Here is a 14452-nt window from a genome sequence, read left to right as displayed (position 1 = left end):
GTTACCGATCCACTTTTCAAACGCACCCTATTCCCCATAGGCGGCGCTGCCTTGCCCACGGTGGGGCGCCGAAGCGGCCCCAAAAACAGACGCTGAGTACTTTCAGCAAAATTGCCGTGCCTGTACGGGGGCCGCTTCGCAGCCCAACGCAGGACAAGCCTGCTCGCCACAACAGCCCACCTGCCACAGACTTCGTGTTAACCGGTTGTGTAGATACCTATGCCGCGATGAGGCCCACAGGGTTTCCTCACTTCAGTGGCGTGCGCAGGTAGTCAAACAACAACCGGCTCACCGGCGACAACTGCGCTTCATCACGCACCACCACAATCAAGCTGCGATCCGACCACGTGTCGGTCAGCGGCACCGCATGCAACCCCAGCGCGCGACCAAACAGCTCATAGGCCTTTTGCGGCAGGATGCCGATGCCCATATTCGCCTGGACCATCCGGCACATCGCATCAAACCCCGGCACATGGATACGCAGGCGCAGCATCTTGCCGGCCTCACGCGCAGCGGCATGGGTACGCATGTTGATCGAACTGGCGGCGTGCAGGCCCACGTAATCGCTGCCCAGGGTTTCCTCGAAGGCCAGGGTTTGGCGTGCGGCCAAGAGATGCTCCGCCGGCATCAACACCACCAGCTTGTCATGGCGATACAGCACACTGGGCAAGCCTTTGGTGTCAGTGTCGCTGGAGCAGATGCCCAGGTCTGCCACCCCGTCCAGCACGCCCTGGACCACGCCGTTGCTGGGGCGCTCTTCCAGATCAGTCTTGACCTCGGGGTGCCGTTGGGAAAAGTCGCGCAGGTCTTCCGGAAGGAACTGAATGATCGCCGACAGATTCGCTAGCATGCGCACATAACCGCGCACACCGTGGCTGTGTTCACCCAGTTCAAGGCCCATTTTCTCGACGTTGAACAGCATCTGCCGCGCATGGTGCAGCAATGTTTCGCCCGCCGCAGTCAGGTCCATGCCCTTGGCACGGCGCACGAACAGGCTCACGCCCAATACCTGCTCCAGCTCCATCAGGCGCTTGCTGGCTGCCGACACGGCGATGGCCTCACGGGCCGCAGCACGGGTCAGCGTGCCTTCTTCAAACACTGCAACGAACAGTTGCAGAGTGATCAGGTCAAGGCGACGCACCAGGCTTTTGTGCAGCATCAGCGCGGCTCGCTGGCCAGGCGATTGATCTCGGCCTGCTCCACCACGGCTTGCGGCGCGCCATGACGCGCCGCCGCCAACATCGCCAGGCCGACGGTCTCGGTGCTCACCACCCAGCTCGGTTTGACCCGACGAAAAAACGACAACAGCGGCCCGAGCACGGTATAGAAAGATTGATACAGCGGCGTCTTTGAACGCACGCCATGCAACGGCTGAATCACCCCAGGCCGAAACAGGTACACCGCCTTGAACGGCAAGCGCAGCAAGGCGTTTTCGGTCTTGCCCTTGACCCGCGCCCACATCGACTTGCCCGCCTCGGAGCTGTTGGTGCCGGCGCCGGACACATAGATAAAGGTCATCTGCGGATTGAGCCGCGCCAAGGTGCTGGCGGCGACCAGGGTGAGGTCATAGGTGAGGTGGGTGTACTTGGCTTCATTCATGCCCGCCGACGACACGCCGAGGCAGAAGAAGCATGCATCAAAGCCTTGCAGCAGGTTTTCCAGCGGCTGGAAGTCCAGCATGTCGCTGTGCAACACCTGGTGCAGCTTGCCGTGTTCCTGGGTCAGCGGCGTGCGGCCCACGGCGACCACTTCCTGCACGTCAGCGGCCAGCAGGCACTCGCGCAGCACGCCTTGGCCGACCATGCCGGTGGCGCCGAATAATAGAACTCTCATCAGGTGACCTCAGCGGCAAGCCGCAAGCTTCATGCTCAAGTTAAATACCGTTCAACTTGTAGCTTAACGCTTGCGGCGTGCAGCTGCCGCCTTTAGAACGCGCTGCGAAATATCTCCTCAATTTGTCGCTGATCCGCCCGGCGCGGGTTGGTCAGACCGCAGGCATCCTTCAATGCATTGGTGGCCAGCAGCGGAATGTCCTGCAACTTGGCGCCCAATTCGCGCAAACCGGCCGGGATCTCAACGTCATGGGCCAAGGCGCGAATAGCGACGATGGCCGCCTGGGCGCCCTCTTCCGGAGTAATACCCTTGATATCGGCGCCCAAGGCGCGCGCCACGTCGCTCAAGCGTTTGGCGCACACGCTGGCGTTGAAGCTTTGCACATGGGGCAGCAACACCGCGTTGCACACGCCGTGGGGCAGGTCGTAGAGGCCGCCGAGTTGGTGGGCCATGGCGTGCACAAACCCCAGCGAGGCATTGTTGAAGGCCATCCCGGCGAGGAACTGCGCATACGCCATGTTTTCCCGCGCGGCTTTGTCGCTGCCATCACGTACCGCCAGACGCAGGTTGGCGCTGATCAGCTCCATGGCCTTGATCGCACAGGCATCGGTGATTGGCGTGGCGGCCGTCGACACATAGGCTTCGATCGCATGGGTCAGCGCATCCATGCCGGTCGCCGCTGTCAGCCCCTTGGGCATGCCGACCATCAGCGTCGGGTCGTTGACCGACAGCAGCGGCGTGACATTGCGGTCGACGATGGCCATTTTCACATGGCGGGTTTCATCGGTGATGATGCAGAAACGGGTCATCTCGCTGGCCGTGCCGGCGGTGGTGTTGATCGCCACCAGCGGTAACTGCGGCTTGCTCGACTGATCGACACCTTCATAGTCGCCGATGTGCCCGCCGTTGGTGGCGCACAACGCGATGCCCTTGGCGCAGTCATGGGGCGAACCGCCGCCCAGGGACACCACAAAATCACAGGCGGTGGCCTCCAGCATCGCCAGGCCTTTCTCGACGTTCTCCACATTGGGGTTGGGCTTGGCACCGTCGTAGATCACCGAGTCAATGTCCTGCATCGCCAGCTTTTCGGCGATCATGCTGGCCACGCCGGCCTTGGCCAGCCCGGCGTCGGTGACGATCAGCGCCTTGCGAAAACCGTAGTTGCGGATGGCCGTCATGGCTTCGTCGAGGCAGTCGGTGCCCATGATGTTGACGGCGGGAATAAAAAAGGTGCTGCTCATGGTCAATCCTCGGAGGCGGTATGCCGACAGAATCAACCGCTAACGCGTGGCGCATCTTGATCAGGATCAACGCCCGCTCATGATAAAGTCACCACCCAGCCGATTTCGAGTAGACCCGCCGCAATGAAGGATTTCCAGGATATTGACGCCCACCTTGAAGACTGGAGCGCACTGCGCAGCGCCATCGACTTCAATGGGATTCTGATCGGCAATGGCGCCAGCCGTGCGATTTGGGAAGACTTTGCCTACGACTCGCTGTTCGAAAACGCCCGCACCGTCGAAGAAAAGCCCCTGAGCCCATCCGAACTCAGCGTGTTCGACGCCCTGCAAACCCGCAGTTTCGAGCAAGCGCTGGGCGCCTTGAAGACCACCAGCCGGGTCAACAAGGCACTGGCGGTCAGCTCGGCGGCGCCGCGCAACCGCTACTACGCAATCAAGGAAGCGCTGATCAACACCATCCACGCCGTGCATATTCCGTGGCGCCTGGTGCAGCCGTCGACACTGGCGACGATCAACACTGAACTGAAGCGCTACGCGACGGTGTTCACCAGCAATTACGATTTGCTCAACTACTGGGCGATTTTGCACACGCCGGGCATCGACGACCTGTTCCGCAGCGCCGACGCCAGCTTCGACCTGCGCAACACCTGCACCGACGCCACGCGCATCCTCTACCTGCACGGCGGCCTGCACCTGGTGCGCAACCTCGACGGCACCGCGCGCAAATTGCCGACCACCGAGAGCACCTTGCTCAGCAGCTTTGCAATAAACAACACGATCAAGACGTTGGACGATGTGCCGTTGTTTGTCAGCGAGGGCAAGGTGGAGGAGAAGCTCAAGACCATTCGCAGTTCGGATTACTTGTCGTTCTGCTACGAGCAGTTGCTGAGTCATGAAGGCGCGTTGTGCATCTTCGGCCATGACTTGGGGGCTCAGGACAGCCACTTGGTGGACGCGATCCGCCAGGCCAGACTGACGACACTGGCAATCTCGGTGTCGGGGCGCAGTGACGGGTTTATCCGCCAGCAGAAGCGCCGGTATTCGCAGTTGTTTGACGGCAGTGGCGTGGAGCTGAAGTTCTTTGCGGCGCGCACGCATCCGTTGGGTAATGCCGCACTCTCAGTACCCGTCGAACGCTGATCTACTGAACAACGAAGATCAACTGTGGGAGCTGGCTTGCCTGCGATAGCGGTGTGTCAGTTAAGACAGTACTGACTGGCCCACCGCTATCGCAGGCAAGCCAGCTCCCACAGTGACTGTGTTCCAGCCTGGGAACACAGTCACTCGTCGCTGCTGTGCACCACCACCAGCAACTGCGCCTGCACCTGCCCCACCGAGCGAATTCGGTGAGGTTTCTGTGCATTGAAGTGCAGCGCGTCGCCCCGCTCCAGAATCACCCGTTCATTCATGAAGTCCACTTCCACCTGGCCTTCGTGCACAAACAAAAACTCCTCGCCCAGATGCTCCTTGAAGGTCTTGTCGGTGAATTCTGCCGGCGGGTAAATGATGAACGGCAGCAGGCTGCGCTCGCTGACCTGATGGGCCAACACGGCATAACCCGGCGCGGTGTCCGGACGTTCGTGGCTGCGCACCAGGCTGTAGCTGTCGAGGCTGACGTTGTCTTCGCTGAACAGTTCTTCGACCTTCACGTTCAACGCCTTGGCCAGTTTCAGCGCGGCAGCAATCGACGGTGTGTTGAGCCCACGCTCGACCTTGGACAGATAACTCTTGGTCATCCCGGACTTTTCGGCCAGCGACTCCAGGGTTACGCCAAGTTTTTTTCTCAATAATTTCAAACGGATAGACATGTGCTGCGGTTAATCCCTGCAGAAAAGGCAGAATCACGCTTGCCAATGACACAAAGTGTCATATAGCATCTTTAGTGTCATTTGCTCTAACCCAAAGGACACCGATATGGCCAAGACATTAGCACTTCCCAAAGACCAACTGGTCAAGCAAGCACTGATCCAGATGCAAAACAGCCTGGCGGATAATACGTGGACCGACCGGCAAAAGCTGGCGCTCACTTGCCGCATCCTGTTCGAACACGGACACGACTCCGGCCTGGCCGGGCAGATCACCGCACGTGGACCAACGCCTGGCACCTATTACACTCAGCAACTGGGCCTGGGTTTCGATGAAATCACGGCCAGCAATCTGTTGCTGGTCAACGAAGACCTTGAAGTACTCGAGGGGCATGGCATTCCCAACCCGGCCAACCGTTTTCACACCTGGGTCTACCGTGGGCGGCCGGATGTGAACTGCATCATCCATACGCACCCCACGCATATTGCCGCGCTGTCGATGCTCGAAGTGCCGCTGCAGGTGTCGCATATGGACCTGTGCCCGCTGTACGAAGATTGCGCCTTCCTGGAAGCCTGGCCGGGCGTGCCGGTGGGCAATGAAGAAGGCGAAATCATCACAGCAGCTTTGGGCGACAAGCGCGCAATTCTGCTCTCGCACCACGGTCAGCTGTCCACCGGCGCAAGCATCGAGGAAGCCTGCGTGATCGCGCAGTTGATCGAACGGGCGGCCAAGTTGCAGTTGCTGGCAATGTCGGCGGGCACTATCAAGCCGATCCTGCCGGAACTGGGTCGCGAGGCCCATGACTGGATCTCCAAGCCCAAGCGCCATGGCGCCGCATTCAACTACTACGCCCGGCAGAACCTGCGCAAACACGCCGATTGCCTGAACTGATTGCCCTTTTTCAAGCGGAGACCTCCCATGTCCAACCCCACTATTCACGGCATCATCGGCTACACCATCACCCCGTTCAGCGCCGACGGCCAGCGCATTGACCTCGACGCCCTCGGCCGTTCCATCGACCGCCTGATCGACAGCGGCGTACACGCCATCGCGCCTTTGGGCAGTACCGGTGAAGGCGCGTATTTGAGCGATGCGGAGTGGGATGAGGTCAGCGCCTACAGCCTTGCGAAAATCGCCAGGCGCGTACCCACTGTTGTCAGCGTGTCTGACTTGACCACCGCCAAGGCCGTGCGTCGCGCCCGTTATGCCGAAGCCAATGGCGCCGATGTGGTGATGGTGCTGCCGGCCTCATACTGGAAACTCAGCGAAGCGGAAATCCTCGCCCACTACGCTGCGATTGGCGACAGCATCGGCGTGCCGATCATGCTTTACAACAACCCGGCCACCAGCGGCACGGACATGTCGGTGGACTTGATCCTGCGCATCGTCAAGCAGGTGGCGAACGTGACCATGGTCAAGGAGAGCACTGGCGATATTCAGCGCATGCACCAGTTGCGCCGCCACAGCGACGTGCCGTTCTACAACGGCTGCAACCCGCTGGCGCTGGAAGCCTTCGCGGCGGGTGCCAAGGGCTGGTGCACGGCCGCGCCGAACCTGATCCCGCAGCTGAACCTGGAGTTGTATGACGCGGTGCTGGCCAATGACCTGACACTGGCGCGGGAGCTGTTCTATCGCCAGTTGCCGTTGCTGGAGTTCATCCTCAAGGGCGGTTTGCCCGCGACGATCAAGGCCGGGTTGCGGCTGACCGGCCTGGAGGCGGGCGATCCACGCTTGCCGGTGTTCCCGTTGGGTGAGGCTGGCATCGAACAGCTCAAAGCATTACTGCGCTAAAACCGCGGTCCTCTGTGGGAGCTTGGCTTGCCTGCGATAGCGATGGTGCTGCCACCACCGCTATCGCAGCGGTGCGACGATTCGACAAGCCAGCTCCCACATTTTTGAACCCATGAACCCGTTACATAGAGACAAATGACAATAGTTCTCGATATCATTCGCGACTTATCTACGTCGTGCTTCCTCAAGAAGGATATCCATGTCTCGTCCCAAGCCCGACCCGTTGTCGGCCGATGCCTTTCGCGGGTTTTATGCAGATATCCTGCATTTCCTGCGCAAGCGCACGGACAACGCCAACGACGCGGCGGACATGACCCAGGATGTCTTCACCCAATGGCTGGACTACCGCGACCGCGCCAAGGTCGAGCAGCCACGGGCGTTTCTGTTCCAGATGGCGCGCAACCTGTTGCGCGATCACTGGCGTAAACAGAAGGTACGCCAAAGCGCTCACTCCGACCCGGCCGACGCTGACACGGAGCCGGTCGCCGACGCACAAAACGACCCCATGGCCGCCGCGCAGCGCCTGCAACGCCTGGAACGGTTGAAAGAAGTCCTTGCCGAACTCTCGCCCCGCAGGCGAGAAGCCCTTATGCTGCACCGCTTCGAAGGCTTGAGCCAGGCGCAGATCGCCGAGCGCATGGGCATTTCGACCAGCATGGTAGAAAAGCACATCGCTTTTGCCCTGCTGCATTGCAAGCGACGCCTTCAACCAGAACCCGGCACGGAGCAGCCAGAATGAACCGCCTGAGCGACATCGACGCCCTGGATATCGAGGCGAGCGACTCCATCGATGCCCAAGCCGCCAGCTGGTTTGCCCGCAACCGCAATGGCGCAGCACGGGCCGAGCGCAAAGCCTTTGCCGCCTGGCAGGCAACGCCCGCCCACGCCCGTGCCTATGCCGAGTTCGAACAACTGTGGGACGACCTCGCCCAGTTGCAGCAACTGAACAAACCCGTGCCACTGCCCCCGCGCAAACCTTCGATAGTGCGCCCTGCCCTGGCCGTGGCCGCCGCACTGGTCTGCGCCGTGCTGACGACGAATATCGGTGCGCCCCGCGCGCTGTTCCACAGCCAGATTGCCGGGCACGCCAAAGGCATGCGCACCCTCGCCTTGCCCGACGGCAGCACGCTGTATGTGAATGCCAACACCCACCTGCGCGTGGACTTCAATGCGCATCAACGCATCCTGCACCTGGACAAGGGCCAGGTCTTTATCGAAGTTGCCGCCGACAAAGAGCGCCCGCTCTACGTGCAAGCCGGCGAGGCCAATGTGCGGGTGGTCGGCACCGGGTTTGACGTGCGGCGCAGCCAGCAACAACTGGTGGTCAGCGTCGCCCACGGCCAGGTCGCCTTCGAGCCGGACGCCAAAAGCCCGGTGGCGTTGCTCGGCGCCCAGCAACGTGCCACGTACAGCTACGCCAAGGGCACCGTGCAGCAACAGACACTCACCACCGAAGAAGTGGCCGACTGGCGCAGTGGGCACCTGTCGTTTCGCAATCGGGAGTTGGCCAGCCTGATCGATGAACTGAGCCTCTACCGGCCTCAAGCGCCCTTGCAGGTCAACAAAGCCGTGGCGCAACTGAAGGTCTCGGGCAATCTGGATGTGAATGACCCGGATGCCCTGCTCAGCGCCCTGCCCGCCCTGCTGCCGGTTAAAACCGTGGCCTCGGCCGATGGCATTGTCCGCATCGAACCGCTCAAGTAAGGCCTGCAAAAACCACACTTGAGAATATTTTGCATTCGCATGTGTGGTTTTTTGCAGCTGCCCCGTCTTCCTCCCGACTGTGTTGGATACGCACACCTTTTGGCTATTTAGCCACCCCGGGGGATTTCATGTTTCGCGCGCCTTGCCACGCTCCGCACCTGTTTCTTCGACCGACCCTTATTGCCACCTGCATGGCCTTGAGCCTCAACGCCCAGGCCGAGTCGCTCAGGCTGCAACTGCCCGCCCAATCGCTGGCAACGTCCCTGAGCTTTGTCGCGCAGCAGGCGAAAATCCAGCTGTTGTTCGATGAAACACTGCTCAAGCATGTGCAGGCGCCGGCGCTCAACGGTGAATTCAGCCCGGAAGTGGCGATTCGCAGCCTGCTGAAAAACGGCGAGTTCACCCTGATCAAAGTCGGCAGCACCTACGTGGTGCGCCCCGACGAGGGCAAGACCACCCACAGCGGCGCCATCCAGCTGGATGCCCTCAGCGTGATCGGCACCGGTAACGAAGTCGACTCCAGCACCGTCAACCGCTCGACCATGACCCAGGCCGACATTGACCGCTACCAATCCAACAACATCCCCAGCCTGTTGCAGACCTTGCCCGGCGTGAGCCAGGGCGGCTCACTGAAACCTGGTGGCCAGACCATCAATATTCGAGGTTTCGGCGATGCCGAAGACGTGCCGATGACCGTCGACGGCGCCACCAAAACCGGCTTTGAGCGCTACCAGCAAGGCACCGTATTTATCGAGCCGGAGCTGATCAAGAGCATCGAGGTCGAGAAAGGCCCCAACTCGCCGTTCACCGGCAACGGCGGTTTTGGCGGTACGGTCAACATGACCACCAAGGACGCCCCGGACCTGCTGCAAGACGGTCGCAACAGCGGCGCGATGCTCAAATACGGTTACTCCAGCAACGACCACGAACAGATCTACAGCAGTGCCGTGTACGGCCGCACCGACGACGGGCGTTTTGACGCGCTGGCCTACCTGACCCAGCGCGACGGCGGCGACATGAAGGTGGCCGCCAAACTGCCCAACGACAACAACGAATACCCGGTCAACCCTCAGCGCCTGCCCAACAGTGCCCAGGATGTGGACGGCAAACTGTTCAAGGTCAACGCCCACTTCACCGAGGAGCACAGCGTTGGTCTGTCTTACTCGCGCTCCCACAGCAACCGCTGGACACCATTCTCCGCCGCCAGCTACCCGACGCCGCCGACCCAGGCCAACATCGACCGCTACGGTTACGAAAACGCGCTGAAGCGTTTTTTAGCCCAGCGTGACACCACTGACACCACCTGGTCAGGCAAGTACGAATACACGCCGGTGAATAACCCGCTGATCGACCTGACCTTCAAATATTCCCAGTCCAATACCGACCAGACCGACGAACGCGACGCCACCGCGTTTTTCCAACTGGCCACCGGCGGGCGCAAGATGGACACCGCCTACACCGACAAGAACCTCGACATCCGCAACGTCAGCCTGTTTGACACCGGCCCCTTGCAGCATGCGGTGACCGTCGGCGGGCAAATCCGCAAGCACATCCGCGAAACCGAAATGTGGATGCCCGGCACCACCTACAACACCGCGCGCTACAACTACGGGCACTTCCAGCCGGGTTTCATGCCCCACGGCAAGGTCGACACCAACAGTTTCTTTGTCCAGGACGCAGTCACCGTGGGCGACGTGACCATCACCCCGTCGCTGCGCTACGACCATGTGCGCAACCGTGGCGAAGGCAATGACGCGCCGTACTACAACAACCCGAATCCGTCCTTCGGCCACGATTACAGCGACCGCACTTACACCGGCTGGTCGCCGCGCCTGGCGCTGTTCTGGAACGTCACGCCGAACCTGGGGCTGTTCGCCAACTGGAGCAAGACTTGGCGGGCGCCGGTGATCGACGAGCAATATGAAGTGCAAGGCCTGGGCAGCCGCACCGCCACCAGTGTCGACCTCGACCCGGAACGCATCACCTCGATCACGTTGGGCGGCGTCACCAGCTTCAACAACCTGATCGCCCAGAACGACAACCTGCAAGTGCGCGCCACGCTGTTCCACAACAAAGTCGAAGACGAAATCTTCAAGGCCACCGGCGTTGGTTGCCAAAACCAGGCCGTCAACGGCGGCACCATTGCCAACGCTTGCCCGCCTGGGGCGATGTCCAACTACCGCAACATCGGTGGCCTGACCATCAAGGGCTTTGAGCTGGAGTCCTTCTACAACTCCACCTACCTGTTCGGCTCGGTGTCGTTCGCCTACGCCAAGGGTGAACACGAAGGCGCCTACACCAACCCTTGGGGGCCGGATGTACCGGCACGTGACATTCCACCGACCAAATGGGTGCTGGTAGTGGGCACCAACATCCCGGCCTGGGATGCCCAGGTGGGCTGGATGGGCCAGTTCATTGGCGCGACCGATCGCTTGCCGAGTGACAAATATTCCGGCGGCCCGGGCAGCAGTTTGGGCGACCTGTTCTACGACCAGTACGGCAACAAGGCCTACAACACCCAAGGCCTGTTCGCCAAATGGAAACCGCAACAGGCCTACCTCAAAGGCACCGAGGTGAACTTCACCGTGGACAACCTGTTCAACAACAACTTCCGCCCGGCCTTGAGCGGTGATCGTGCCTACACCAAGGGCCGCGATGCGAAGGTCAGCATTACGCGGTTCTTCTAAAGACCAGGGTGACGCCATCGCAGGCAAGCCAGCTCCCACAGGAGATCTCGGTCCGCCAGACAATAGAGATCCAATGTGGGAGCCGGGCTTGCCCGCGATGGCGGCGGCACTGCCTACAGAGCGATTGGAACTGTACGGATAAATCTGCGACCAGCTGTAGGCCCTTAATCAGCGAGGGTTGTGGCTAGATGGGCTTCCCTTGAAGCCCTCCAGATTCTGGTCCCCACTCATGAGCTCGCGCGAAAACACCGGCATGGCCCTCGGCCTGCTGGGCGTCGTCATCTTCAGCCTGACTTTGCCCTTCACCCGTATCGTGGTGCAGGAAATCCACCCCTTGCTCAATGGCCTCGGGCGCGCCTTGTTCGCGGCGATCCCGGCAGCAGCGCTGTTGTTGTGGCGACGCGAGCGCTGGCCAACCTGGCGCCAGGTGCGCGGACTGTGCCTGGTGATTGCCGGGGTGATCCTGGGTTTCCCGGTGTTGTCGGCCTGGGCCATGCAAACCTTGCCGGCGTCCCATGGCGCGCTGGTCAACGGTTTGCAACCGCTGTGCGTGGCACTGTATGCGGCGTGGCTGTCACATGAACGGCCGTCAAAAGCCTTCTGGGCCTGCGCAGCGCTGGGCAGTGCGTTGGTGCTGAGTTATGCGTTGATCACCGGCGCGGGCAGTATCCAGGCCGGCGATTTGCTGATGCTCGGCGCGATTGCCGTGGGCGGCCTGGGGTATGCCGAAGGCGGCCGGTTGGCCAAGGAAATGGGCGGCTGGCAGGTGATCTGCTGGGCGCTGGTGCTGTCGACGCCAGTATTGATCGGCCCGGTGTGGTACCTGGCGGCGCAGCATCAAGGCGCGATTTCCATGCGCACCTGGTGGGCGTTTGGGTATGTATCGCTGTTCTCGCAGTTTTTGGGGTTCTTCGCCTGGTACGCCGGGCTGGCCATGGGCGGCATTGCGCGGGTCAGCCAGATTCAGCTGTTGCAGATCTTCTTTACCATCGCGTTTTCGGCGTTGTTCTTTGGTGAACATATCGAGCCGATTACCTGGGTGTTTGCGTGTGGCGTGATCATTACGGTGATGCTCGGGCGCAAGACGGCGGTGCAGCCTGCACCGGCTTGTGTGGGAGCTGGCTTGTCGAATCGTCGCACCGCTGCGATGCAGACACCTCGGTCTATCAGCAAACCCAGGTGATGCCATCGCAGGCAAGCCAGCTCCCACAGGAGACCGCATTCAGTTCAAGAAGCCATCCGCGCGCAGCAGGGTTTCCAGGCAGTGTTCGCTGATGTGATAGAACGCCTTCAGCTCCTGGATTTTTTCCAACAGTTGCGCATTGTCCACAGGCTCGGTGCGCTTGACCGCCAGAATCATCTTGTTCTTGTTGGTGTGTTCCAACGAAATGAACTCGAACACCTTGGTCTCGTAGCCACAGGCTTCCAGGAACAACGCACGCAAGCTGTCGGTGACCATTTCCGCTTGCTGGCCCAGGTGCAGGCCGTACTGCAGCATCGGCTTGAGCAGCACCGGGCTCTGGATCTGCAGGCGGATCTGTTTGTGGCAGCACGGCGAGCACATGATGATCGACGCACCGGAACGGATGCCGGTGTGGATCGCGTAGTCGGTGGCGATATCGCAGGCATGCAGGGCGATCATCACATCCAGTTCGCTGGGCGCCACACTGCGCACATCACCACACTTGAACACCAGCCCCGGATGCTCCAGGCGTGCGGCGGCGGTGTTGCACAGGGTTACCATGTCTTCACGCAATTCCACACCCGTCACTTCGCCCTCGGCCTTGAGGGTGTTGCGCAGGTAATCGTGAATGGCGAACGTCAGGTAGCCCTTGCCCGAACCGAAATCCGCCACGCGCACCGGCTGGTCAAGCTTCAACGGCGATGAGGTCAGCGCATGGCTGAACACTTCGATGAACTTGTTGATCTGCTTCCATTTGCGCGACATCGATGGGATCAGCGCCTGCTTGGCGTCGGTGACGCCCAGGTCCGCGAGGAAGGGTCGGCTCAAGTCGAGGAAGCGGTTTTTCTCGCGGTTATGCTCAGCAGAAGGCGCCTCGCGCAATTGCTGCGGCTTGCTTTTGAACAGCGAGCTTTTGTTCTTTTTGCTGTATTCCAGCTGGGCTTCGTCGGTCAGCGACAACAGGTGCGCATTCTTGAACGACGCCGGCAGCAGCGCGGCAATTGCCGCCACGCCTTCGGCCAGCGGGAAGTTCTTGGTAATGTCGCGGGTCTTGTAGCGATAAACAAAGGACAGGCACGCCTGCTCCTTGACCACGACCTGCTTGATGATCAGCCGCTGCAACTCGGCTTCTTCGCCGACGTACTTGGCCAGCACCAGCTTGATAAACGCGTTCTGCGCGAGGCTTGCGCTCAGCAGTTCGATGAACTGGGCGTGATGATCCGGCGCAGGGCTGGCAGGTTGAGCGGTGACAGACATGAACAAAAACGCCTCGGGCAAAGAATGCCGGGCATTTTAGGGGGGATGAAGGTTTAGAGCACGGGGTTATTTGATCAACGGTCGCTCAGCCGCCGCAAATCAAATGCGGGAACCACTTTTCTCTGGAAACTGACTTATGTGGAGGGCTGGCTTGTGTGGGAGCTGGCTTGCCTGCGATGGCATCACCTGGGTTTTCTGATGGGCCGAGGTGTCTGCATCGCAGGCAAGCCAGCTCCCACACAAGCCCGGCTCCCACAGAAAAGCAGCTATTCCAGCACTATCAGGCGGTTAGGCAGCTCATTACGCGTCTGCGTCACCGGCACATGCACCTTCAGCAATTCACCACACGCCTCGATGCAGGCAATAAACCCCGCCAGCGTCTGCCCCTGCTTCACCTGCTGGGTGAATGCCTTGACGATCTCATCCCAACTGCTGTCATCCAGGTGCCTGGAAATACCATCGTCCACCAGAATCTCCACATACCGCTCCGCCTCGCTGACAAAAATCAGCACGCCGGTGCTGCCCAGCGTGTGGTGCAGGTTTTGCTCCAGGAACTGTCGACGGGCCAGGTTCGATGCACGCCAGTGGCGTACCGAACGCGGAATCAGGCGGGTGGTGACCTTGGGCAGGCGAAACAACAGGCACAGCACAATGAAGGTCGCCCATTGCGCCAACAGCAAGGTGTACATGGTCAGGTAGCCCGACAGGTAGTGCACGATGCCAGGCACCACCAAGGCGATCAGGCTGGCCCACAACAGCGGGATATAGGCGTAATCATCCGCGCGCGCGGCCAGCACGGTGACCAGCTCGGCGTCGGTGGTTTTTTCGACGCGTGCGATCGCTTCGGCGACTTGGCGCTGCTCGTGTTCAGTCAGTAATGCCATGGTTGTAGATGCTCTGTTCTAGTTATTGTCATTACCAGCCACCTGAGGCACCACCGCCGCCAAAAC

The 14452-nt window shown here is 60.7% G+C and carries 13 protein-coding genes; 7 read left to right on the top strand and 6 right to left on the bottom strand.

Annotation, left to right across the window (positions count from 1 at the left end):
• Positions 1 to 247: 247 nt before the first annotated feature.
• The 3 genes from GIW48_RS29075 to yiaY all read right to left on the bottom strand — a co-directional run bounded on the left by GIW48_RS29075 (position 248) and on the right by yiaY (position 3074).
• Positions 248 to 1159: a LysR family transcriptional regulator gene (locus GIW48_RS29075; protein WP_236462629.1), complete on the bottom strand. Its 912-nt coding sequence runs from the start codon at positions 1157 to 1159 to the stop codon at positions 248 to 250.
• On the bottom strand, positions 1159 to 1833 hold the full coding sequence (locus tag GIW48_RS29070; protein ID WP_138453635.1) for an NAD(P)H-binding protein: 675 nt from the start codon (positions 1831 to 1833) through the stop codon (positions 1159 to 1161). Before GIW48_RS29070 ends, GIW48_RS29075 begins: the two co-directional genes overlap by 1 nt.
• Positions 1834 to 1925: 92 nt before the next feature.
• Positions 1926 to 3074 carry an L-threonine dehydrogenase gene (yiaY, locus tag GIW48_RS29065; protein ID WP_017137278.1) on the bottom strand — a complete coding sequence of 383 codons (1149 nt, stop codon included), beginning with the start codon at positions 3072 to 3074 and terminating at the stop codon, positions 1926 to 1928.
• Between the two features lie 123 nt (positions 3075 to 3197).
• Here yiaY and GIW48_RS29060 point away from each other — a divergent pair, with 123 nt between their 5' ends.
• Positions 3198 to 4214 (top strand): DUF4917 family protein, encoded by a 1017-nt coding sequence (locus GIW48_RS29060; RefSeq protein WP_177032635.1) that lies wholly within the window; start codon positions 3198 to 3200, stop codon positions 4212 to 4214.
• 140 nt (positions 4215 to 4354) lie between these two features.
• Here the strand turns inward: GIW48_RS29060 and GIW48_RS29055 are convergent, their stop codons facing one another.
• Complete coding sequence (locus GIW48_RS29055) at positions 4355 to 4882, bottom strand: helix-turn-helix domain-containing protein (RefSeq protein WP_058421756.1); 528 nt, start codon at positions 4880 to 4882, stop codon at positions 4355 to 4357.
• Positions 4883 to 4988: 106 nt separating this feature from the next.
• Between GIW48_RS29055 and GIW48_RS29050 the strand changes: the two genes are divergently transcribed.
• The 6 genes from GIW48_RS29050 to GIW48_RS29025 all read left to right on the top strand — a co-directional run bounded on the left by GIW48_RS29050 (position 4989) and on the right by GIW48_RS29025 (position 12245).
• Positions 4989 to 5771 (top strand): aldolase, encoded by a 783-nt coding sequence (locus GIW48_RS29050; protein ID WP_017137275.1) that lies wholly within the window; start codon positions 4989 to 4991, stop codon positions 5769 to 5771.
• A gap of 27 nt (positions 5772 to 5798) precedes the next feature.
• Positions 5799 to 6671, top strand: coding sequence for a dihydrodipicolinate synthase family protein (locus GIW48_RS29045; protein WP_099548611.1), 873 nt, complete (start codon positions 5799 to 5801; stop codon positions 6669 to 6671).
• 199 nt (positions 6672 to 6870) lie between these two features.
• Positions 6871 to 7410 carry an RNA polymerase sigma factor gene (locus GIW48_RS29040; protein WP_236462631.1) on the top strand — a complete coding sequence of 180 codons (540 nt, stop codon included), beginning with the start codon at positions 6871 to 6873 and terminating at the stop codon, positions 7408 to 7410.
• Positions 7407 to 8375: a FecR family protein gene (locus tag GIW48_RS29035; protein ID WP_138451827.1), complete on the top strand. Its 969-nt coding sequence runs from the start codon at positions 7407 to 7409 to the stop codon at positions 8373 to 8375. Before GIW48_RS29040 ends, GIW48_RS29035 begins: the two co-directional genes overlap by 4 nt.
• Positions 8376 to 8503: 128 nt before the next feature.
• Positions 8504 to 11062 carry a TonB-dependent receptor gene (locus GIW48_RS29030; protein ID WP_236462634.1) on the top strand — a complete coding sequence of 853 codons (2559 nt, stop codon included), beginning with the start codon at positions 8504 to 8506 and terminating at the stop codon, positions 11060 to 11062.
• Positions 11063 to 11291: 229 nt separating this feature from the next.
• Positions 11292 to 12245: a DMT family transporter gene (locus tag GIW48_RS29025; protein WP_017137270.1), complete on the top strand. Its 954-nt coding sequence runs from the start codon at positions 11292 to 11294 to the stop codon at positions 12243 to 12245.
• Positions 12246 to 12284: 39 nt separating this feature from the next.
• On the opposite strand, the gene GIW48_RS29020 is transcribed toward GIW48_RS29025, so the two are convergent.
• Both GIW48_RS29020 and GIW48_RS29015 read right to left on the bottom strand, forming a co-directional pair.
• Positions 12285 to 13502: a class I SAM-dependent methyltransferase gene (locus GIW48_RS29020; protein ID WP_017137269.1), complete on the bottom strand. Its 1218-nt coding sequence runs from the start codon at positions 13500 to 13502 to the stop codon at positions 12285 to 12287.
• A 266-nt stretch (positions 13503 to 13768) separates the two neighbouring features.
• Positions 13769 to 14386 carry a TPM domain-containing protein gene (locus GIW48_RS29015; RefSeq protein WP_017137268.1) on the bottom strand — a complete coding sequence of 206 codons (618 nt, stop codon included), beginning with the start codon at positions 14384 to 14386 and terminating at the stop codon, positions 13769 to 13771.
• Between the last annotated feature and the right edge of the window lie 66 nt (positions 14387 to 14452).

The organism is Pseudomonas sp. PA-6-3C (assembly GCF_021605825.1).
Lineage (GTDB): Bacteria > Pseudomonadota > Gammaproteobacteria > Pseudomonadales > Pseudomonadaceae > Aquipseudomonas > Aquipseudomonas edaphica.
Note: the sequence above shows the minus strand (reverse complement) of the source record. Positions and strands in the feature narration are given on the sequence as shown.